This is a genomic window from Embleya hyalina (assembly GCF_003967355.1).
Classification (GTDB): domain Bacteria; phylum Actinomycetota; class Actinomycetes; order Streptomycetales; family Streptomycetaceae; genus Embleya; species Embleya hyalina.
On record NZ_BIFH01000020.1, the window covers coordinates 65,348 to 86,265 of the forward strand.

Below are 20,918 nucleotides of genomic sequence, written 5' to 3' on the forward strand. Positions count from 1 at the left end.
CGCCCGACCCCGGCGCGCCGTCACGGCATCAGCCGAACAGCACCTTCGCCTCTTCGTACAGCGCCGGCGGCACGGTCTTCAGCTCGCGCGTGGCGGCCTCCAGCGGCACCGTCACCACGTCGGTCCCGCGCAGCGCGACCATCCTGCCCCATTCGCCCGCGTTGACCGCGTCGATCGCGTGGAACCCGAACCGGGTGGCCAGCCAGCGGTCGAACGCGGTGGGCGTGCCGCCGCGCTGCACGTGGCCGAGCACGGTGGTGCGCGCCTCGTGTCCGGTGCGCTTCTCGATCTCCGAGGCCAGCCAGTCGCCGATCCCGGACAGCTTGACGTGGCCGAACGCGTCCAGCGTCTGGTCCTTGGTCACCATCTGACCGGCCAGCGGGATGGCGCCCTCGGCGACCACGATGATCGGCGCGTAGTTGGTCCGGAACCGGCTGTCCACCCAGGCGCAGACCTCCTCGACGTCGAAGTTCTGCTCGGGGATCAGGATCACGTTGGCGCCGCCGGCCATGCCGGAGTGGATCGCGATCCAGCCCGCGTGCCGGCCCATCACCTCGACGATCAGCACCCGGCGGTGCGATTCGGCGGTGGTGTGCAGGCGGTCGATCGCCTCGGTGGCGATGTTGACCGCGGTGTCGAAGCCGAACGTGTAGTCGGTCGCGTTCAGGTCGTTGTCGATGGTCTTGGGCACACCGACGACCTTGACGTCGTGCTCGTGCAACCGGGTCGCCACGCCGAGGGTGTCCTCGCCGCCGATCGCCACGAGCGCGTCCACCTCGAACTTGCCCAGGTTCTCCCGGATCCGCTCGATGCCGCGATCGACCTTGATCGGGTTGGTCCGGGACGAGCCGAGGATGGTTCCGCCGCGCGGCAGGATCCCGCGTACGGCCTTGACGTCGAGCGGCATGGTGTCGCCTTCGAGCGGACCGCGCCAGCCGTCCCGAAAGCCGATGAATTCGTACCCGTAGTCCTGGACGCCCTTGCGGACGACCGCACGGATCACCGCGTTGAGACCCGGGCAGTCGCCGCCGCCGGTCAGTACTCCGACACGCATCGAAATCTCCGATTTCTTCCGTCCGGCACGATTCGCGGCCCACGCTACCGGTGCGAGCGGCCACCTCGACTCTTCCCACCACCCGTTCGAGGTACCCGACTTGATCGTGTCGGCTTGATCGCGCCTAGTCGTCCAGGCCCTTCTCGATCGCGTAGCGGACCAGTTCGACCCGGTTGTGCAGTTGCAGCTTGTTCAAGGTGTTCTGGACGTGGTTCTGCACCGTGCGGTGGGACAGGAACAGGCGCTCCGCGATCTGCTTGTACGACAGCCCCTTGGCGACCATGCGCAACACCTCGGTCTCCCGGTCGGTCAGCCGCGGCGCGGTCGGGCCGCCCGCCGCGTCCCGGCGCGGCGGATCGGTGGCCATCCGGCGGAACTCGCCGAGCACCAGGCCGGCCAGCCCGGGGGTGAACACCGGGTCGCCGACGGCGGTCCGGCGCACCGCGTCGACCAGTTCCTCGCGGCTCGCGGACTTGACCAGGTAGCCGGTGGCTCCGGCCTTGACCGCCTCCAGGACGTCCTCCTGCTCACCGCTGGCGGACAACACCAGGATCCGCACCGCCCGGTCGAGGCGGACCAGTTCGCGGGCCACCTCGACCCCCGGCAGCTTGGGCAGGTTCAGGTCCAGGATCACCACGTTCGGCGAGGTGGCCCGGGCCCGGCGGACCGCCTCCGGGCCGTCCCCGGCGGTGGCGACCACGTCGTAGCCCGCCGCCGAGAGGTCGCGCGCCACCGCCTCGCGCCACATCGGGTGGTCGTCCACGACCAGGACGCGCAGCGCGGCGGCCGGTGCCTCGTCGGTCGGTGTGCCCGTGTTCGTGTCGTTCATCCGCTCCCCTGCCTCGGCACCCGGAACTCCAGTTCGGTGCCTTCTCCCGTCACCGACGACCACACCACGGTGCCGCCCAGATCGCGCACCCGGCCCTCGATCGACTGGGCCACGCCCAACCGCCCCTGGGCCCGGGCCGCCTCGAGTCGCCCCGGTTCCATCCCCGGGCCGTCGTCCCGGACGCTGACCACGATCTCGTCGGGCTCGTCCTCCAGCAGGATCCACGCCCGCGCCCGCTCGCCCGCGTGCCGGCGCACGTTGTCCAGGGCCGCGGAGACCGCGGCGGCCACCTCGCGCGCCGCGGGCGTCGGCAACAGCACGGGCGTGCCGGGCGAGGACACGGTCACCCGCGCCCCGGCGAAGCCGCCGAGCAGCACCCGCAGGTCCTGCCGGGCCGGGTCGCCGTCCGCGCCGGAGCCGGGCAGGTCGGCCGACTCGACCCGGGCGGGCGTCGCCGAGATCAACTGCCGCAGCGCCACCTCCTGCTCACCGGCCAACCGGCCGAGCCCCGCCGCCTCGCCGCCGAGCTCGGCGCCCCGGCGCTGCACCAGGGCGAGCACCTGGAGCACGCTGTCGTGGATGTCGCGCGCCAATCGTTCGCGTTCGCGGGTGGCGGCCTCCAGTTGCAGCGCGCGGGTCAGCGCCTTCTCGCTCACCCGGGCGATCTCGACGACGTAGCCGACCGCACCGCCCGCGAGCAGCAACAGCACGATGTTGTGCTGGTTGTCGGCGGTGAGCGCGCCGCGTTCGAGGGTGTCGGCGGCGCCTATCGTCAGCGCCGCCACCGAGCCCGTCTTCCAGCCGCCCTTGATCGCGCACGCCAGCACCGGCGCCGAGGCCCACACCGTGGGCAGCGTCATCGTGCCCTGGGCGACCCGCTCGGGATCGTCCAGCCAGCGGGTGGAGAGCAGACACCCGGCCGCGACGCAGAGGTCGACGATCAACCAGGGAGGTTCGCGAAACCTGGGGTCGCGGAAGCCGTACGCGGTCACCGCCGTCCACACCACGAGCAGCGCCATGACGGCCCACCCGCCGACCGGGTGGTCGTACTCGTCCGCGACCTGGGCGTAGCGCGCGATCGCGTAGACGAGGGCGAGCGTGCGATATACCGTCAGCGCCCGCCACAGCGACTGTTCGACCCCCATCCGAACCCCCCAGAGGTGCCGGGTGGACCCGGTCAGCCGGCGGGTCGGCCGAGGCCGCCCGAGTCGTCGTTCGTCCCGGACGCGGCATCGGGGTCGGCGGTCTCGGCGGCCTTGGCCGCCGCCTGCTTGCGCGCCTCGTCGATCCGCTTCTTGGCGTCGGCCGCGTACATGTCGACGTACTCCTGGCCGGACAACTCCATCAGCGCGTAGATGATCTCGTCGGTGATCGCGCGCAGGATGAAGCGGTCGTCCTCCATGCCCTCGTAGCGGGAGAAGTCCAGCGGCTCGCCGATCCGGATGCCCACGCGCATGACCTTCGGCACGATCTTGCCGGGCGGCTGGATCTTCTCGGTGTCGATCATCGCGACCGGGATCACCGGCGCGCCCGACTCCAGCGCCAGCCGGGCGATCCCGGTCTTGCCCCGGTACAGCCGGCCGTCCGGCGAGCGGGTGCCCTCCGGGTAGATGCCGAACAGGTGGTCCTCGCGCAGCACCTTGAGCCCGGCGTTCAGCGCGGCCTCGCTCGCCCGGCCGCCGCTGCGGTCCACGGGCAGTTGGCCCACTCCCTTGAAGAACGCGGCGGTGAGCCGGCCCTTGACCCCTCGGCCGGTGAAGTAGTCCGACTTGGCCAGGAAGGTGATCCGCCGCGGGACGACCACGGGCAGGAAGAACGAGTCCGAGAACGAGAGATGGTTGCTCGCCAGAATGGCCGGGCCCCGGTCCGGGATGTGCTCCTGACCCTCCACCCAGGGGCGGAAGAAGAGCCTCAATACGGGGCCGACGATCATTTTCATCAGCCGGTAGAACAACCCTGACCTCCTCCTCGGGACAGGACGAACCCTAGAGCATCGCTCCCGGTCGGGACCTCGGTACGGGAGTTGTCGCCGGCGCCACGCCGCTGTACGCATCGCGCACGCCCGTGGGACGATTCGAGGGCGCCCAGGTGTTGGGGGTAAGGGGCGGAACCACTCGCCTCCCGACCCCGTTATGGAACCTGTACCGCCGTCGGCCGGCGGTCGCCACCCCACGTGGCGCCCATCCGGTCGGCTCGCCCCGCCCAGCCCGTCGCCCGAAGGAGCCCGTTGGTGTCGATCCTGCCCGGTGCCGAGCCCGACCACCACGACGGCGGTTCGGTGGGCGTCCTGCTGTGCCACGGGTTCACCGGCACGCCGCAGTCGTTGCGGCCGTGGGCCCGACACCTCGCCGCGGCCGGGCTGACCGTGTCGCTGCCGCTGCTGCCCGGTCACGGCACCCGGTGGCAGGACATGAACCTGACCACGTGGCACGACTGGTACGCCGCCGTGGACCGCGCCTTCGACCGGCTGCGCGAGCGCTGCGACACGGTGTTCGTGATGGGTCTGTCGATGGGCGGCGGACTGGCCCTGCGGCTCGCCGAGCAGCACGGCGACAAGGTGGCGGGACTGGTCCTGGTGAACCCGTCCGTACAGGCCGACGACCCGAAGGTGCGCCTGCTGCCGGTGTTGCGGCACGTCATACCGTCGGTGCCCGGCATCGCCTCCGACATCCGCAAGGAGGGCTCGGTCGAGCTCGCCTACGCGCGCACCCCGGTGAAGGCCGCCTACTCGCTGTCCCGGTTCTGGCGGGTGGTCGGCGCCGACCTGCCGCAGGTGACCCAGCCGGTGCTGCTCCTGCACAGCCCGCACGATCACGTGGTCTCGCCGGCCAACTCCGAGACGGTGTTGGCCAGGATCTCCTCCACGGACGTCACCGACGTCCTGCTCAACGACAGCTATCACGTGGCGACGCTCGACCACGACGCGGAACGGATCTTCGCATCCAGCCTGGAGTTCGTACGCCGGCTCGCGCCGGACGCGCGGACCCCGGAGACGGCCGAGAGGGACTGAACGAACGGTGCGCGGACGTGGCAACGGACTCGACGCGGAGTCCTTCAAGCCCCTGACCGACCTCGATCCCGAGGCGGCGGACGTGATGCTGGTCGCCCTGCGGGACGCGGGGGTGGCGGCGTACGTCTCGACGCTGGAGCCCCGGGATCCGGACGAGGAACCCGAGCAGATCGAACGCCTGTGGGTGGACGCGGCGGCGACGTCGCGGGCGCGGGCCATCCTGCGCTCGCTGACCGAGCCGTCCTCGCCGCGCGCGCGGGCCAAGGAGCCGACGGCCGGACCCGCCGACATCCCGTCGGTGGAGCCGCCCCGCGCGCAGTCGGCCGAACCGGCGGACGACGATGCCGGGGCGCCCGCCGAGCGGCCGGGCGACGACGAGGTGTGGGCGCAGATCGTCGCGTCCTTCGACAACGAGGTCTCCGACCCGGTGCCGCGCTGGCCGGTGGCCGAGGACCTGGGCGGCGAGCGGCCGGGGCCCGAGGGGCCGGCCGACGGCTCGTTCAAGGTCGGCCTGCCCACCGCCGCGGGGCCGCGCGACTACTCGCTCGCGCCGCCGGGACCGCCGGTGATCAACGAGTTGGACGAGGACCCCGACGAGCACTTCGTGCCGCCTCCGCCGCCCCCGCTGCCCAAGACCGACGCGGCCACCAAGATCGCCTGGATCGCCCTGGTCGGCGGGCCGCTCTACCTCCTCGTGTCGGTGCTGCTCGGCCGCGCGGTCGGACCGTGGACCTCGTTCGCCGCGTTCGCCGCGTTCACCGGCGGCTTCGTCGCGCTGGTGGCGCGGATGCGGCGGGACCGGGACGAGGACGACCCCGACGACGGCGCGGTGGTCTGACCCGCCGAGGGCGCGCCGGCCCGAGCCGGCGACGGGATCACCGTGTCGGACGACGTCGGATGACCCGTTTCGGCGGGATTCGGCTTGATCCCGACCGGTTCTGACGGGGCGTCATGCCACATTGGAAGTCCCCGGCCGGGTACCTTCCTTGCGTGGACGCGGACAACGAGGGACGCCTGGTCGGCGGGCGCTATCTGCTCGCCGAGCGACTGGGGCGCGGGGGCATGGGTGCGGTCTGGCGGGCTCGGGACCAGGTCCTGGGACGCGAGGTCGCGGTGAAGGAGATGTTGCCGCAACCGGGCGCCGACGACACCGAACGGGCCCGGCTGCGCGAGCGCGCCGCCCGTGAGGCGCGCGCCGCCGCGCGGCTGAGTCATCCCTCGGTGGTGCGCGTCTACGACGTGGTCGAGGAGGACGATCGGCCGTGGATCGTCATGGAGTTGGTGCCCTCGCGCTCGCTCGCCGAGGTGATCCGGGGCGATGGGCCGATGGCCGCCGAGGCGGTCGTGGAGATCGGCCTCGCCATGATCGACGCGCTGCGCACGGCGCACGCGGCCGGGATCCTGCACCGTGACGTCAAGCCGGGCAATGTGCTGATCACCCCCGACGGCCGGGCCGTGCTCAGCGACTTCGGCATCGCGGTGGTCGAGGGCGACTCGTCGGTGACCCAGTCGGGCGTGGTCCTGGGCGCCCCGGCGTACATCCCGCCGGAGCGGGCCAAGGGCCTGAGTCCCACCGCGGCCTCGGACCTGTGGTCGCTCGGCGCGACCCTGTACGCGGCGGTCGAGGGCAAGGCCCCCTTCGAACGCTCCACGCCGCTCGCCACGTTGACCGCGATCGTCAGCGAGGACCCGGTGCCGGCCAAGCACGCGGGCCCGCTCGACCCGGTGCTGCACGCGCTGTTGGCGCGCGATCCGGCCCGGCGACCGGACGCGGCCGAGACCGAGGCGATGTTGCGCGACGCGCTGCACGAGATCCGGGAGGAGCGGGCGGCCACCCGGGCGTTGCCGCCGGCGGCGCTGCCGCCCGCGGCGGAGCCGATACCCGCGGCCGTACCCGCGCCGCGGACCGCCCCGCCCGAGCCCGACGCGATATCCGGGGGCGAGCCGGAGATCGTCTCCCCGCTCGTCGCCCCGCCCGCGAAGCCCCCGAAACCGGCTCGGGAGGACCGCCCCGCCCGGGCCTTCCCGTGGCTGCCGCTGCCGGCCGCGATCGCCGCCCTGGTGGTCTTCGGCGTCGTGGTCGGGCTGATCCTGTTCCTGATCGCCCCGGGTGACGACAAGAACGATCGGGCGAAGGGCGCCGCCGGCTCCGACTCGCCCTCGCCGCGGTCGGATTCGACGCCACCGTCGAGCCCCGGGCCGGCCGCCGAGACCGCCCCGGTCGGCGGACAACTCACCCAGCCGCCGAACACCGCGCCCCCGCCGAGCAATTCGGCGCCGCCGCCCGCGCAGACCACGCCGCCGCCCCAGGGCTCGACGCAGCCGCCGACCGGCGCCGACGGCCTGCCGGCGGGCTGGACGTCGTACACCGGCGCCACCACCGGCTACCGGATCGGCCTGCCGCCCGGGTGGCGAAGGGTCAAGACCGAGGACAGCCAGGAGTTCCTCGCCAACGCCGAGGGCACCCTCAAGCTCAACGTGGACACCGTCGCCAGTTCACCGACCGACCCGGTCGAGGACTGGAAGAAGGCCGAGCCCGACGTCCGCCGTCGATTCACCAACTACCAGAAGGTGAGCATCGAGAAGGCCGACTACCGTGACTACCCCGCCGCCGCCTGGCACTTCACCTACGGCAGCGGCACCCGGCACCACGTGCTCAACCTCGGCTTCACGGTGCCGTCCGGGCGCGGCTACTCGCTCTACATGGACACCCCGGAGGCGGTCTGGAACGACCCGGCCACGCAGGAGCTGCTGGCCGGCTTCATGGCGAGCTTCCGGCCCTGAGTCCGGATGGGCCCGGTGATCCGGGTCAGCCGACGGGTATCCGCAGGGTGGCCAGCACCGGACGGTGGTCGGAGGCGGCGGCGTAGTCGGCGTCGGTGACGTCGTCGGGGACGCCGCAGCCGAGCACCTCGACGCGCCCGGAGACGAACACGCCGTCCGGACGGCGGCCGGGGTCGCGGCGCGGCGCGGTGAACTCCGAGCCGCTGGGCGCCGTCGGGTATCCGTCGCGGAGTTCCGCGGCCAGTCGGTCCCAGCCGGGACGGCCCGCCGATTCGTGGAAGTCCCCGGCCAGCACCCGGTGTTCGACCCCTGTCCCGGACAGTCGGCGGAGCAACTCGTCGGCCTGTGCCGGTCGTTCGGCCGCGGTCGGTCCGAACTGCGCGCTGGCCACCGCGAATTCGGCGCCGCCGACCGCCACCACCGCGCCGGCCGGTCCCGGCGCACGCCGCCCGGACGCGGCCGGCGGCAGTTCGTCGTACGCCCGCCGCACGCTCACCCGCAGACCGCCGAGCACGAGCAGCCCCGACGCGGTGCCGCCGCCGGCGATCACCACCAGGCCGCAGTCGCGCGCGAGGCGGGCCACCGCCTGCCGACGGCGCAGGAAGCGGGGGCCCTCCTGGACGCAGAGCAGGTCGGGCGCGGCGTGCCGGACGATCCGCACCAGGGCGTCCCGATCGTCGCGCAGCGAGCGCACGTTGTACGACATGACCCGGATCTCTCCGTTGCCGACGGCCACTGATGCCCCCTTGCCCGGTTCGGACCTCCCGGCCCGAACCACGATCGACCAGCTGTGTACGTACGCCCGCCCGGTCCCCGGGAGGCGCTGTGTTCCGCGCGTGGCGGCGGTGTCGTCAGTGGCGGGCCAGGTCCGCCGCGCCGACCAGTCCCGCGTCGCTGCCCAGGGTGGCGACCACGACCTCGGCGCCGAGCCGGTGGCCGCGGCGCAGCACGCCGCGGTAGGTCTCCAGGGCGGGGACGAGCAGGAGGTCGCCCGCGTCCGAGACGCCGCCGCCGATCACGAACGCGGCGGGGTCGAGCACGGCGGACAGGTCGGCCAGGCCCTGGCCGAGCCAGGTGCCCAGCTCGCGGAAGGCGGCCAGCGAGACGGGGTCGCCGAGCAGCGCGGCCTGGGTGACGTGCGGGCCCTGGATGCCGGCGGGAGTGCCGTCGCCGAGGGCGAGCAGCTTCTCCGCCGCCTCGGGCAGTCCGGCCGCCCGGTCGCGGGCGTAGCGGGTCAGCGCGCTGCCGCTGGCGTACTGCTCCCAGCAGCCGTAGTTGCCGCACGGGCAGGCGAGGCCGTCGGGGACCACCCGCATGTGGCCGGGCTCACCCGCTATCCCGCCGCCGCCCCGGTACAGCTCGCCGCCGAAGACGATCGCGCCGCCGATGCCGGTGCCGACGGTCACGCACATCACGTTGGTGTGCCCGGCGGCCGCGCCGAAGCGCACCTCGCCCCAGGCCGCGGCGTTGGCGTCGTTCTCGACCACGACCGGGAGGCCGATCAGCGCCTCCATACGATCGCGGAGCGGCTCGCCGACCCAGGCGCCGACGTTGGCCGAGAACAGCACGGTCGAACGGTCCGCGCCGATGAATCCGGCCGCGCCGAGGCCGACCGCCTCCACGACGTGGTTGCGCCGCAGGGTGTTGACCGCCTCGGCGATCACCTGCGCGGTGCCATCGGCGTCCTTGGGGGTGGCGACCTTGAGCCGATCGAGGATCACCCCGTCGGCGTCGACCACACCCGCGAGGATTTTGGTGCCACCGATGTCGACACCGATCGTGAGTCCCATGTCGTCCCAAGCTCGTTCGCGTGCATTGCCCGCAACGGATCGTACTGGTCCCTTCCCCACCCCCACCCCACGCGTACGCCCGCCGGACACCACCCGGCCGCCCACGACGCGCGCCGGACCGCCGCGGGCCCGGGCGGCGAGGTCGCCCGACCGTGCGCCCGGCTACTCGTCGTCGTCGAGCCGGATCCGCTCGCTCTCGGCCGGCTTCGCGGCCCACCGGCGCTCGCGGTCGCCGACGAAGGCCCGGTACGCGGACGCCAGCTCGGTCCCGGCGGCGGCCAGGTGCGCGGCCACCTCGGGATGCCTGCGCGCCACCTGCTCGCGCACCGCCCCGGCCTGCTCCACCAGGGTCTCGGCCAGCCGCCGCGCCTCCTCCGCCAACCGCGCGGCCGGCGCCTGCTCCCCCTTGTCGGCCCCGATCAACGACTCCCCGAGCCGCCGAGCCTCCTCGCCGAGCCGCGCCCAGGGGTCGACCCGCTCCCGCGCGCCGTCGCCCTCCGCCTTCGCGTCCGCGACCGGCGGCACCTCGTCGGTACTGCCCGCCCACGCGTCCGCCGCGTCCTTGCCCGTCGCCCGCTCATCAGGATCCATCCGACGCATTCTCCGCGCTCCCACCGCCCGACGCGAACACTCCGCCCCGATTCGCGGCGAATCCGCGTCGCTTCGGCCGGTGGCCCTACTGCGACGCGCGCATCCAGACGGCCGGGTCCGGGACGAAGCGGACGCGCAGGACGCCGTCGCGCAGTCCCGCGCCCTCGATGAGGCAGCGGCGCAGGGCCGAGGGCAGGCGGATCAGCCGGCGGTGCGGGCCGATCGTGATCACCAGTTCGTCGCCGCGGCGCAGCAGGTCCAGGTCGTCCCGGTCCGTGCCCGGCAGGGGTAGCAGCAACAGCAGCCGCTCGCCGTCACGTTCGATCGTGTGCCCGTCGTCGTCGGCCGCGCCGCCCGGGCCCACCGGGCCGAAGTGCACCGCCACGTCGGCGAGTTCGCTCGCGCCCAGCGGTTCGGCGGTCAGCACGGGGATCTGCGCCAACGGCACGCGCGGGAACAGCGCGCACAACGCGTCCACGGTCTCGCGCGCCACCTCGGCCCGGGCCCGTACCGCCGGATCGGGCGAGTCGGCCGCGCCGACCCCGTTCACGATCACGTCCTCGATGCGATGCCCGTACAGCGACAGTGCCGAGGCGGCCCGCCGCGCCGCGGCCAACGCGACCGTCCCGGGCCGCACCACCAGCCGCACGGTCGTGGTCGGCGCCGCCACCAGCGCGCGCAGCACCTCCAGTTCGGCGGCCACCCGCCGGGCCGTGTCGTACACCCAGTCGTCGGGCATCGGCACCCCGGCGACCGCCGCGAGCACCGGCCGCAACGCGCGCGCCGCCTGCCGCTCCACCGGCAGCAGCCGGTCCACGTAGCGGGCCAGCCCCTCCGGCACCGCGAGCGCCGGCACCGCCCGCTCGGCGGCGGGCAGGTCCACCACGATCAGCTCGTGGCGTCGCGAGTCCACCGCCCGCGCCAGCACCCGCAACGCCAGCACGTCCCCCGCGCCCGGCGGCACGGTGATCTCCTCGGGGTCCAGCGGATCCACCCCGACCACCCCGAGTGCCGCGCCCAACCGGCCCTGCACCAGCAGGAACTCGCGCTCGAACTCGGCCCGGACCGCGACCCGCTGCACGGTCAGCCCGGGCAGCACGTCGACGGGATCGGCGCCGACCGACACGTCCAGGACCGTGTCCACGTCACGGGTGCCGTCGGCGGCGAGGAGCAGCGTGCGCCGCCCGGCCCGCGCCGCGGCCACCGCGGTCGCCGCCGCGACGGTCGTGCGCCCGGCGCCCGGGAGACCGGTGACAAGCAGGACCCGCGTCACCGCCGGGTCAGCTCTCGACGCGCTTCTTGAGCCCGGTCAGGGCCCGATCGATGATGACCTTCTCCGCCTTGCGCTTGAGCATGCCCAGCATCGGGATCTTGACGTCGACGGTGAGTTCGTAGGTGACCTCGGTGCCGCCGGCGATCGGGCCGAGCGCGTAGCGTCCGTCGAGCGACTTGAGCATCTGGCTGGTCACCAGGGTCCAACGCACCTCGCGGTCGTCCTCCCAGGTGTAGCCGAGCACGTGTTCGTCGCTGATCACGCCCGCGTCGAGCTTGAACCGCACCCGCACCGCGCGCCCGGTCGACTCGTCGATCTCCAGGACCTCGGTCTCCTTGACCTCGCCGGTCCACTCGGGATAGCCCTCGAACCCCGCGATGACGGCCATGACCTCGGCCGGCGTGGCGTCGATCGTGATGGTCGAGCTGGTCCGTTCAGCCATCGTGAGGAGTCCTCCGGAAGCTCGCGTAGCCGTTGTTGGCCGCCTCGACGACACCTCGGGATGGTCGAGTACAGCCGATCCGCTCGAAGGTTATCGTGCCCGACCTGCGGGGACGCGGCACCGGCTCACCAGGTGAGGACGTACGGTTTCCCGGTGGCCTGGAAATGCCCCACGTTGACACATTCGGTACGGCCGATCCGCATCCGCGCGCGCAGCGGCTGATGCACGTGTCCGAACAGCACCAGGTCGGGCTCGCTCTCGTGGATCGCCCGCAACACCGCCTCGCTGCCGCGCTCGAACCGCCGGGCGACCACGTCGTAGGTCAGGTCCGGCACGGCGGGCGGGATGTGGCAGCACAACACGTCGACCCGACCGACCGCGGCGACCTTGGCCGCGTACTCCTCGTCGGAGATCTCGTACGGCGTGTGCATCGGGGTGCGCAGCCCGCCGCCGACGAAGCCGAAGGTGCGACCGCCGATCTCCACCACCTGGCCGTCGAGCACGGTCACCCCCTCGCGCGCGTAGTCGGGCCACAGTTCGGGCACGTCGACGTTGCCGTAGGTGACGTAGGTGGGCGTGGGGAAGGCCGCGAACAGCGCGGCGTACTGGCGGCGCACCGCCGCCTCGATCGCCTGTCGGGCGCCGCCCGGCACGCCCGCCCACAACGAGCCGGAGAAGGCCCGGGCCTCGGCGAAGCGGCGGGCGTTGCGCAGCGCGAGCAGTTCGCGGGTGTTCTCCACGCCGAACAGGTCGGTGAAGATGCCCCGGTCCAGGTCGTGGTAGTCGAGGAAGAGCACCAGATCGCCCAGACACACCAGGGCGTCGGCGCCGTCGCCCGCGCGGGCGAGCGCCTCGGCGGCACCGTGGACGTCGCTCACCACGTGGACCCGCATGTCGGTCACTGTACTGACGGCCCCGAACCGAAACCGACGACACCGGGGGGTTGCCTCCGTCACACCCGCCCCGCACGGCGAATCGATACTCTCGACATGCCCGGTCGAATCGGGACGGATGCTCGTCGGCCCCTCCGCGAATTCCGAGTCGATACGGATGTGGGCTTGTCCGTAGCGTGAGACCGGGCACAGGATCCTCACGACCCCTGTCCCCCAGACCTACTTGCCAGTAACGTCTGCCCCCGTCAACGAGTCGGCAAGATGGACAGCCACCGAGACGGCCGGCAACACCGACACCGGCACCGGCAGCGCCGACCTCCGGCGCCGAGACCGCAACGAGGAGCATCAGTGCGCGAGTGCAGCGTCCCGGCCCTGGCCGAGGTTCCCGCCGAGGGCAACCTGACCGACCTCATCAAGCGCAATGCCGCAGAGGCACCGGATGCCCCGGCGCTGGCCCGCAAGGTGGGCGGACGCTGGACGGACGTGACCTCGACCCGGTTCCTGGCCGAGGTGTACGAGGTGGCCAAGGGCCTGATCGCGGCGGGCATCGAGCCCGGCGACCGGATCGGCCTGATGTCGCGCACGCGCTACGAGTGGACGCTGCTCGACTTCGCCATCTGGTGCGCCGGCGCGATCTCGGTACCGGTGTACGAGACCTCCTCGGCCGAGCAGATCGAGTGGATCCTGTCCGACTCGGGGGCGCGGGCGGTGGTCGTGGAGAACGCGGCGCACCAGGGCGCGGTCGACCGGGCCCGCGAGCGGCTGCCGGAGCTGGCCCACGTGTGGCGGATCGACGAGGGCGACGGCGAGGCCGCGGTGCCGGCGCTCACCGCCGCCGGGCGCGAGGTGCCCGACGCGGTGGTCGACGAGCGGTGCGCCGGCCTGCGCGCCGACTCGGTCGCCACCATCATCTACACCTCGGGCACCACCGGGCGGCCCAAGGGCTGCCTCCTCACGCACGGCAACTTCCAGGCCGAGCTGGGCAACGTGGTCGCGCTGCTGAGCCGGCTGTTCGTGCCGGAGAAGTCGAGCTGTCTGCTGTTCCTGCCGCTCGCCCACGTGCTGGGCCGGATCCTGGAGATCGGCTGCATCATGGCCCGGGTCCGGGTCGGGCACTGTCCGGACGTCAAGCAGCTCACCGGCGAACTCCAGGCCTTCCAGCCGACCTTCGTACTCGCCGTGCCGCGCGTGTTCGAGAAGGTCTACAACGCGGCCTCGGCCAAGGCGCAGGCCGACGGCAAGGGCAAGATCTTCGAGATGGCCGCCGATACGGCGATCGCGTACAGCGAGGGCATGGACAGCGCGAGCATCAGCCTGGGCCTGCGGATCAAGCACAAGGTCTTCGACAAGCTGGTCTACGGCAAGCTGCGCGCGGCGCTCGGCGGCCGGGCCACGCACGCCATCTCCGGCGGCGCCCCGCTGGGTACCCGACTCGGCCACTTCTTCCGCGGCATCGGCTTCACCGTCCTGGAGGGCTACGGCCTGACCGAGACCTGCGCCGCGCACACGGTCAACCCCGCCGAGGGCATCCGGATCGGCACGGTCGGTCGGCCGGTGCCGGGCTCGGCCGTCCGGATCGCCGAGGACGGCGAGATCCTGGCCAAGGGCCCGAACGTGTTCACCGGCTACTGGAAGAACGACGCGGCCACCGCCGACGCGTTCGAGGACGGCTGGTTCCGCACCGGCGACATCGGCGTCCTGGACGACGAGGGCTTCCTGACCGTGACCGGGCGCAAGAAGGAGATCCTGGTCACCGCGGGCGGCAAGAACATCGCGCCGGCCCTGATCGAGGACCGGATCCGGGCCCACCCGCTGATCAGCGAGTGCATGGTGGTCGGCGACCGTCGCCCGTTCGTCGGCGCGCTGATCACCATCGACCCGGAGGCCTTCCCGACCTGGAAGGAGCAGAACGGCAAGCCCGCCGACGCGACGGTCGCCGACCTCGCCGACGACCCGGACCTGCTGGCCGCCGTCCAGGACGCGGTCGACGAGGGCAACAAGGCCGTTTCGCGTGCCGAGGGGGTGCGCAGGTTCCGCGTGCTGACCATCAACTTCACCGAGGAGAGCGGCCATGTGACGCCGTCCCTCAAGCTCAAGCGCAACCTGGTGCTCAAGGACTTCGAGCAGGACATCGAGAAGATCTACGAGAGCTGAGCGCACGCGGGCGGGCCCGGGCGGGCCCACGCGCGCGGGCGCGACGCATCGAGGGCGGGCGGCTCCGGGAATCCCGGGCCGGCCGCCCTCGGCGCGTGTGTCGCTCAGCCCGCCTTCGGGTCGAGCAGTGCCCGGAGGCGTTCCGAGAGCAGGTCCCACCGCCAGGCCCGCTCCACCCAGCCGCGGCCCGCCGCGCCCATCCGGGCGGCCCGCTCCGGGTCGGCCAGCAGGCCCGCGACCCGGTCGGCGACGGCGGCCGGCGAGTGGCCGTCGACCACATGACCCGTCTCGCCCTCGAGGACCGCGTCGGGCGCGCCGCCCGAATCGCCCGCCACCACCGGCCGGCCCACCGCCGACGCCTCCAGGTAGACGATCCCCAGGCCCTCCACGTCCAGGCCGCGACGCCGGGTGCGGCACGGCATCGCGAACACGTCGCCCGCCTCGTGGTGCGCGGGCAACTCGGCCCACGGGACCGCACCGGTGAACACCACCGAGTCGCGCACGCCGACCTGGTCGACCATCGTCTCCAGGCGGTCCCGGTACGGCCCGGCGCCCACGATCAGCAGCGCCGCGTCCGGCACCCGGCGGCGGATCCTCGGCAGCGCGTGCACGAGTACGTCCTGGCCCTTGCGCGGCACGAGTCGCGACACGCAGACCACCACCGGCCGATCGCTCAGGCCGTGCCGGGCGCGCACCTCGGCACCGCCGACGTCCGGGCGGAACACGGTCTCGTCCACGCCGGGCGGCAGTTGCACCATGCGCGCGGCGGCGGCCGGGGTGAGCGCCGGCGCGATCCTGCCCCGGGTGTACTCGCCCAGGTAGGTGACCGTGTCCACCCCCTCGCCGATCCGCCGCAACAGCCGCCTGGCGCCGGGCAGCGCGGCCCAGCCCGCCTCGTGTCCGTGCGTGGTGGCCACCAGCCGCTCCACGCCGACCGCCCGCAGGCTCGGCGCCATCAGGCCCAGCGGCGCCGCCGCGCCGAACCACACGGTGTCGCAGCCCTCGGCCCGGGCGATCTCCCGGGCCCGGCGTACCGCACCCGGCGTGGGCACCAGCATCGACGTACGATCACGCACCACCGGGAAGGGCTGCGCCGCGTCGAACGCGACCGTCTCGGCCCGGTCCCGCCACGAGGACGTGTAGACCACGACGCCGTCCGCGGGCAGCCGCAGCGCCATGGAGTGCACGAAGGACTGGATGCCGCCGGGCCGGGGCGGGAAGTCGTTGGTGACGATCAAGGTCTTCATCACGAACGAGGATCCCAGACCCGGCGCGCCGTCCGGCGGAAGGATCCGGTCGAAGCGGGCACTCTCTGTACGATCCGTCGGTGAGCCTTCCCTCCTGGCACCGCGCGCGGCATCCGTTCCGGACGCCGTCGAGCGCGCTCTGGGCCGTCGTGCTCGTCTGGGCGGCGACCCGGGCGGTGTTGCTGCTGACGGCGATGGAAGTGGTGCCCAATCCCTGGCCGTTCGTCACCGGTGACGCGCGGGCGATCTACCGCGAGTGGTTCCACGTGTTGCGCTCGGGGACCTTTCCGGTGGACGACGTGCGCTGGCAGTACCCGCCGGGCGCGGCCGGGGTGTTGCTGCTGCCCGGGCTGCTGCCGTTCGACTACGCGACGTCGGTGTACCTGCTGATGCTCGTCGCCGACGCGGCGGTGGTGTGGCTGCTGGCCCGGGGTGTCCCGCGCGGGGTGCCGCCGTACGGCGCGGCGTTGTGGGTGGTGGCGGTGCCGCTGCTCGGGCCGATAATCCTGGCCCGGTACGACCTCGCGGTGACCGCGCCGACGGTGGCGGCGCTGGTGCTGATCACGGGCCGGCGCGCCGATCGACACCGGCTCGCGGGGCTGCTGGCGGGCGTCGCGACGGCGATAAAACTCTGGCCGGCGCTGATCTTCGTGGGGTTGCGGGGGCGCCGCGGGCCGGCCCGGGTGTACGCGTGGGCCCTGCTCGGCGCCGCGGTGGTGGTGCTCGGCTTCGCCGCCGCGCTGCCGGGGGCCTTCGCGTTCCTGGGCTACCAGCGCGAACGCGGGATCGAGGTGGAGTCGGTGTTCGCCCTGCCGTTCCACCTCGCCTCCTGGTGCGGGTGGAGCGGGCAGGTTCGGGAAAGCTACGGATCGCTCGAATTCCACGGTCCGTACATCACCGCGGTCGGCCGGCTCAGCCTGCTCGCCAGCGTGCTGGGCTTCGGGTGGCTGCTGCTGTGGCGGGTGCGGGCCCGCCGGTTCACCGCGACCACGGCGCCCGACGCGGCGCTGTGCGCGATGTTGATCTTCGTGACGACGAGCCGGGTGATCAGCCCGCAATATCTGGTGTGGCTGATCGGCCTGGCGGCGGTGTGCCTGCTGCGGCCGGACACCACCCAGCGCCCCGTGGCCGTACTGCTGCTGTGCGCGATGCCGCTGACCACCCTGGAATTCCCGATCTGGTTCGGCGAACTCCTCCGCAGCGACCCACCCGCGGTCCTGGCCCTGACCGCCCGCAACACCCTGCTGGTGACGGCGACGGTGATGTCGGCCCGGCGGCTGTGGCGGGCGAGCCGCGTTGTCGACGACACGACCCCGGCGGCCCCCACGACACCCCCGAGCCCGACGGACCCGCACCGATCCGCGGCGAAATCCACCGTGTAGGCACGCCGAACGGCGCGCCACGCCCCTTCGACACCATCGCAAGCCCCCGACGCGCCGACCACACGCCTGTGCACGACCCACCGCCCACAACACACTGGAACCCGACGACCGCAACGACTCTCGTTCGCGCTCCTGGCCAAGTGGGCGCTCAAGCCGACCACGGCCGAGGAGGAGGACCGCGCCGTCTTCGAGATGCCGGAGCGCCGCGAACGCGAATTCGTCGAGCACAAGCGCCGGGAAGCCACCAGGTGTCGGCGGGACGGTTGCTCGTGACCGTCGTCCGCATACGGCCCGGCCCATGAGCCCGGCCGCGCGGCTACCCCTTGCCGTGCAGGCGTTCCCAGTCTCGTGCCGAGGCGATGCGTTCGGGGGCGGACGGGTGGGAGGCGAAGAGGAATTGCAGGATCGGGTTCGGGGTGACGTTGGAGCGGTTGGTCACGGCCAGGCTGTGCTGCATGCGGATGAACGCCTCCGGGTCGCGGGTCAGGTCGAGGGCGTGTACATCCGCCCGGGCCTCCAGGCGGCGGCTGATCAGCATCTCGCCGGGGCCGGCCAACGTGCCGATCACCGCGACCGCCGCGAGCAGCAGGGCGAGCGAGCGCGGGTCGCCCGCCGCGTCCGCGCCGGCCCGACGCAGCAGCGGCGACCAGGACATCAGCAGACCGAGGCCGCAGACACCGGCGGCCATCGCGGCGGCGCCGATCAGCGTGCCGTGCAGCACGTCGTTGCGCTTGGCGTGGCCCAGTTCGTGTGCCGCGATCAACTCCACCTCGCGCGGATCCGCGTCGCGCACGGTGGTGTCGTAGACCACGATCCGCCGAGTGGAGCCGAACCCGGACACGTACGCGTTGAGCGCGGTGGTCCGCCGCGACGCGTCCGCGACCAGCACGTCCTTCACGGGCACCCCGTCCCGCTCGGCGAGTTGCATGAGCGAGGTGCGCAGCGGCCCGTCGGGCATCGAGTGGAACCTGTTGAAGGCCGGCTCGACCAGCAGCGGGTACAGGAACGAGATCGCCACCACGAGCAGCGCGCCCCCGCCGGCCGCGATCAGCCAGCCGGCCCGGGGCAACGCCCGGACCAGCGCGTACAGGGCGAGCACCACCACGAGCAGCAGCCCGGTGGACATCGCGAAGCCCTTGCCCAGATCGGCCCACCAACTCGCCCAGCTCTGCACGGACAACCCGTGGCGCCGCCGGACCACCTCCAGGCGGGCCGCGAACGGCAGCGTGGCCAGCCGACCGATCAGCGCGAGCGCCAACCCGCCGAGCAGGATCCGCCAGGCCCAGCCGCCGCCCAGGGGTCGGGCCACCGCCTCGATGATCCGCGCCCCCGCCGGGGTGAGCCCGAGCACGAGGGACACCACCAGGGACAGCGCCATGGACAGGTAGGCGGGTGGGCGCGCGGCCCGGGCCAGCGCCTGTCCGCGGGCGATCTCGGCGGCGGTGAAGTCCCGGGCCGCGTCCGGGTGGGTGAACCCGCCCGGCGGCTCCGGCAGCGGACGCCACGGCGTGGTCACCACGACCGCCACGAGCAGCACAGCGCCCGTGCAGATCAGGCAGATCAGCAACAACCTCTGGACCGACATGCCCGCCGTGCCCCCGTCATTCGGCCTGCGTCCGCAGGTAGTCGAGCCAGGTCTTGGTGAACGCGTCGGGGCCGGTGCCCAGGACGGACACCATCGCCGACGACAGGGCCGACGCCGAGTCGGGCGCGCCGACCCCGGGCGGCCGTTCGGCGCCGACGGTACGGTACAGCTCGACCAGCTTGGCCCGGCCCCACCGCTCCGCGATCAGTTTGCAGGCCAGCCACCCCATCTCGTACGCCTGGGGCAGGTCCTCCTGCGTGGTCTCGAAGCCGGCGTCGGCGGGCAGCTGTACGGGCACCTTGCCCGCCTTGACGTCGCGGCGCAGTTCGGGGGCGGCGGTGCGCATCGTCTGCGCCGACTCGAGGTAGCCGACGTAATCCGCGAACCCCTCGGAAAGCCAGGTCGGCGTCCACGCGCGGGTGAACGCGCGGCTCGCCACGTGGGTGATCTCGTGCGTCATCACCACCCGGCGCTCCAGGTCGCCCAGCTCGCGGAACGCGTCCGGGTTGACGATCACCCGGTCGGCGGCGGCCGCGTCGGCCGCCGCGCCGCGCTCGCCGGTGGTGACCGCGGCGATCTTGGCGTACTTGCTCGGTTCGGCGCCGAGCAGCCGGGCCATCTCCGCCTGGGTGCCGGGCACCACCACCACCGCCCGCCCGGGCCAGGACTCGCCCCACACCGCGCTCACCTGCGGCACGGCCTTGTCGGTGGTGTCGGCGAACTCGCGCAGCGCGGCGCGGGTGCCGATGCCGAGCACGATGCTGTGCGTGCCCTGGACCACGGTGACCGGACCCAGGTCCCACACCTGGGCGGGGGTGCGCATCCCGGCGGCGGCGCCGTCGCCGTCCGCGGCGAGGTACCAGGTACCGCCGCGCAGGACGAAGGTCGGGAACTGCGGCACCCGCACCGGCGCCACGTCGTGTCCGGTGATCCGGTAGAGCAGGTCCACCTGGGCGGTGAACACGGGCCCGCCGAGCGCGCTCTTGCGCGCGGCGGGGAGGTCGAACGCGTCGGGCGTGACCATCTCGTACTCCCACGCGGCGAACGGCACCTCGGCGATGTTGTCGAAGACGCCGATCTGGTTCTGCCGAAACGTCGGGTTCTGCGGGTCGAGGGTGGACACGAGCGCCTCGCGGTCCCGGGTGCGGAACGCGTTCGCGCGCCGCTCCAGGAGCGCGCCGATCGCTATCCGGCGGGCGTTGGCGTGTTGCTCGCCGTCGCCGCTCGCCCCGGGGCCGGCGGAGCGGCCGGCGTGGATGCCGGGAGGGGTGCGGGTCACCGTGTCGGCGACGAATCGGGTCACCCCGAGGACGGCCCCGAGTTGGGCGAGCGCGCACACCACGACCAGAACGGGCAGCAGGCTGCGGATCCGGCGCGCGGCCCGATTCGGGTCATCCACCGCTCGATCGTAACGTGGGCCCGCGTGCTCCCCGCCCGGAACGGGGACCGAAGGCGCGGCGAGCGGGTGTCGCCGACCCGCCCCGCCGCCCGGTTCACCCCCGGCGGTCGGCCGGGCGGCGAACGGTCGGCGACTCGCCGCTCTCGCGCACCGACCCGCCCGGCGCGGCGAACATCCCCTCCGCCGCGAACAGGCGCAGCGCGGTCAGCGTCTCCTCGTCCAACTCGATGTAGTCGGGCCGACCGGCGGGGTCGGGGTGCGACCCGGGGTCGGCCGGATCGCCGAGGTCGCCGAAATCACCGAAAGAAGCGGTATTGGATAATTCGGGCGATATGTCGATGCCGATGGCTCGGGCGCCGATCAGGGCCGGCCCGATCGAAGCCGGGATCGCGCAGCCGGCGCCGGCGCGCCCTCGGCCGCGGTGTGTTCGACAGGCGATGCGCATGTGACTCCTCCCCCTCGTCGACCTTCCTCGTCAACGGTAG

At 73.2% G+C, this 20,918-nt stretch carries 19 protein-coding genes; 5 read left to right on the top strand and 14 right to left on the bottom strand.

Features of this window, described 5'->3' with window-relative positions; genetic code table 11:
* Positions 1–28 precede the first annotated feature (28 nt).
* From EMA17_RS19375 to EMA17_RS19390, 4 genes are all read right to left on the bottom strand, one after another.
* Entirely contained in the window at positions 29–1,054 is a 1,026-nt protein-coding gene (locus EMA17_RS19375; protein WP_126638328.1) for a 6-phosphofructokinase, read from the bottom strand.
* A 124-nt stretch (positions 1,055–1,178) separates the two neighbouring features.
* Complete coding sequence (locus EMA17_RS19380) at positions 1,179–1,883, bottom strand: response regulator (protein WP_126638329.1); 705 nt, start codon at positions 1,881–1,883, stop codon at positions 1,179–1,181.
* Positions 1,880–3,028: a MacS family sensor histidine kinase gene (gene macS / locus EMA17_RS19385; protein WP_126638330.1), complete on the bottom strand. Its 1,149-nt coding sequence runs from the start codon at positions 3,026–3,028 to the stop codon at positions 1,880–1,882. Before macS ends, EMA17_RS19380 begins: the two co-directional genes overlap by 4 nt.
* Before the next feature lie 32 nt (positions 3,029–3,060).
* A complete protein-coding gene (locus EMA17_RS19390) occupies positions 3,061–3,837 on the bottom strand; it encodes a lysophospholipid acyltransferase family protein (protein WP_126638331.1) in 777 nt (258 codons plus the stop codon).
* Positions 3,838–4,113: 276 nt separating this feature from the next.
* On the opposite strand from EMA17_RS19390, the gene EMA17_RS19395 reads away from it, so the two are divergent.
* The 3 genes from EMA17_RS19395 (at position 4,114) to EMA17_RS19405 (ending at position 7,677) form a co-directional block, all read left to right on the top strand.
* A complete protein-coding gene (locus tag EMA17_RS19395; RefSeq protein ID WP_126638332.1) occupies positions 4,114–4,893 on the top strand; it encodes an alpha/beta hydrolase in 780 nt (259 codons plus the stop codon).
* 7 nt (positions 4,894–4,900) lie between these two features.
* Positions 4,901–5,731 carry a hypothetical protein gene (locus EMA17_RS19400; RefSeq protein ID WP_126638333.1) on the top strand — a complete coding sequence of 277 codons (831 nt, stop codon included), beginning with the start codon at positions 4,901–4,903 and terminating at the stop codon, positions 5,729–5,731.
* 152 nt (positions 5,732–5,883) lie between these two features.
* Positions 5,884–7,677: a serine/threonine-protein kinase gene (locus EMA17_RS19405; RefSeq protein WP_160161468.1), complete on the top strand. Its 1,794-nt coding sequence runs from the start codon at positions 5,884–5,886 to the stop codon at positions 7,675–7,677.
* 25 nt (positions 7,678–7,702) lie between these two features.
* Here the strand turns inward: EMA17_RS19405 and EMA17_RS19410 are convergent, their stop codons facing one another.
* The 6 genes from EMA17_RS19410 to EMA17_RS19435 all read right to left on the bottom strand — a co-directional run bounded on the left by EMA17_RS19410 (position 7,703) and on the right by EMA17_RS19435 (position 12,666).
* Complete coding sequence (locus tag EMA17_RS19410; RefSeq protein WP_126638335.1) at positions 7,703–8,413, bottom strand: endonuclease/exonuclease/phosphatase family protein; 711 nt, start codon at positions 8,411–8,413, stop codon at positions 7,703–7,705.
* Positions 8,414–8,528: 115 nt separating this feature from the next.
* Positions 8,529–9,467 carry an ROK family glucokinase gene (locus tag EMA17_RS19415; RefSeq protein ID WP_126638336.1) on the bottom strand — a complete coding sequence of 313 codons (939 nt, stop codon included), beginning with the start codon at positions 9,465–9,467 and terminating at the stop codon, positions 8,529–8,531.
* A gap of 162 nt (positions 9,468–9,629) precedes the next feature.
* The gene (locus tag EMA17_RS19420; RefSeq protein ID WP_126638337.1) at positions 9,630–10,058 is read right to left on the bottom strand and encodes a DUF5304 family protein; all 429 of its coding nucleotides are present in this window, start codon (positions 10,056–10,058) and stop codon (positions 9,630–9,632) included.
* 85 nt (positions 10,059–10,143) lie between these two features.
* Positions 10,144–11,331, bottom strand: a complete 1,188-nt coding sequence (locus EMA17_RS19425) for an ArsA family ATPase (RefSeq protein ID WP_126638338.1) — start codon at positions 11,329–11,331, stop codon at positions 10,144–10,146.
* A gap of 7 nt (positions 11,332–11,338) precedes the next feature.
* Positions 11,339–11,773, bottom strand: coding sequence for an SRPBCC family protein (locus EMA17_RS19430; RefSeq protein WP_126638339.1), 435 nt, complete (start codon positions 11,771–11,773; stop codon positions 11,339–11,341).
* A 125-nt stretch (positions 11,774–11,898) separates the two neighbouring features.
* Positions 11,899–12,666 carry a metallophosphoesterase family protein gene (locus EMA17_RS19435; RefSeq protein ID WP_126638340.1) on the bottom strand — a complete coding sequence of 256 codons (768 nt, stop codon included), beginning with the start codon at positions 12,664–12,666 and terminating at the stop codon, positions 11,899–11,901.
* Between the two features lie 348 nt (positions 12,667–13,014).
* On the opposite strand from EMA17_RS19435, the gene EMA17_RS19440 reads away from it, so the two are divergent.
* Complete coding sequence (locus EMA17_RS19440; RefSeq protein WP_126638341.1) at positions 13,015–14,820, top strand: AMP-dependent synthetase/ligase; 1,806 nt, start codon at positions 13,015–13,017, stop codon at positions 14,818–14,820.
* Between the two features lie 104 nt (positions 14,821–14,924).
* On the opposite strand, the gene EMA17_RS19445 is transcribed toward EMA17_RS19440, so the two are convergent.
* Positions 14,925–16,070: a glycosyltransferase family 4 protein gene (locus EMA17_RS19445; protein ID WP_126638342.1), complete on the bottom strand. Its 1,146-nt coding sequence runs from the start codon at positions 16,068–16,070 to the stop codon at positions 14,925–14,927.
* Between the two features lie 77 nt (positions 16,071–16,147).
* Between EMA17_RS19445 and EMA17_RS19450 the strand changes: the two genes are divergently transcribed.
* Positions 16,148–17,449: a glycosyltransferase 87 family protein gene (locus EMA17_RS19450; protein ID WP_126638343.1), complete on the top strand. Its 1,302-nt coding sequence runs from the start codon at positions 16,148–16,150 to the stop codon at positions 17,447–17,449.
* A gap of 316 nt (positions 17,450–17,765) precedes the next feature.
* Here the strand turns inward: EMA17_RS19450 and EMA17_RS19455 are convergent, their stop codons facing one another.
* From EMA17_RS19455 to EMA17_RS19465, 3 genes are all read right to left on the bottom strand, one after another.
* On the bottom strand, positions 17,766–19,034 hold the full coding sequence (locus tag EMA17_RS19455) for a M48 family metallopeptidase (RefSeq protein WP_126638344.1): 1,269 nt from the start codon (positions 19,032–19,034) through the stop codon (positions 17,766–17,768).
* Positions 19,035–19,050: 16 nt separating this feature from the next.
* Positions 19,051–20,433 (bottom strand): gluzincin family metallopeptidase, encoded by a 1,383-nt coding sequence (locus EMA17_RS19460; RefSeq protein WP_126638345.1) that lies wholly within the window; start codon positions 20,431–20,433, stop codon positions 19,051–19,053.
* Between the two features lie 94 nt (positions 20,434–20,527).
* Positions 20,528–20,878 carry a hypothetical protein gene (locus EMA17_RS19465; protein ID WP_126638346.1) on the bottom strand — a complete coding sequence of 117 codons (351 nt, stop codon included), beginning with the start codon at positions 20,876–20,878 and terminating at the stop codon, positions 20,528–20,530.
* Between the last annotated feature and the right edge of the window lie 40 nt (positions 20,879–20,918).

What these genes read in the sequence shown, in the direction of transcription:
- EMA17_RS19375 (WP_126638328.1), bottom strand. Translation starts at nt 1,054, where the DNA reads ATGCGTGTCGGAGTACTGACCGGCGGCGGCGACTGCCCGGGTCTCAAC.
- EMA17_RS19380 (WP_126638329.1), bottom strand. Translation starts at nt 1,883, where the DNA reads ATGAACGACACGAACACGGGCACACCGACCGACGAGGCACCGGCCGCC.
- macS (WP_126638330.1), bottom strand. Translation starts at nt 3,028, where the DNA reads ATGGGGGTCGAACAGTCGCTGTGGCGGGCGCTGACGGTATATCGCACG.
- EMA17_RS19415 (WP_126638336.1), bottom strand. Translation starts at nt 9,467, where the DNA reads ATGGGACTCACGATCGGTGTCGACATCGGTGGCACCAAAATCCTCGCG.
- EMA17_RS19420 (WP_126638337.1), bottom strand. Translation starts at nt 10,058, where the DNA reads ATGGATCCTGATGAGCGGGCGACGGGCAAGGACGCGGCGGACGCGTGG.
- EMA17_RS19430 (WP_126638339.1), bottom strand. Translation starts at nt 11,773, where the DNA reads ATGGCTGAACGGACCAGCTCGACCATCACGATCGACGCCACGCCGGCC.
- EMA17_RS19435 (WP_126638340.1), bottom strand. Translation starts at nt 12,666, where the DNA reads ATGCGGGTCCACGTGGTGAGCGACGTCCACGGTGCCGCCGAGGCGCTC.
- EMA17_RS19455 (WP_126638344.1), bottom strand. Translation starts at nt 19,034, where the DNA reads ATGTCGGTCCAGAGGTTGTTGCTGATCTGCCTGATCTGCACGGGCGCT.
- EMA17_RS19465 (WP_126638346.1), bottom strand. Translation starts at nt 20,878, where the DNA reads ATGCGCATCGCCTGTCGAACACACCGCGGCCGAGGGCGCGCCGGCGCC.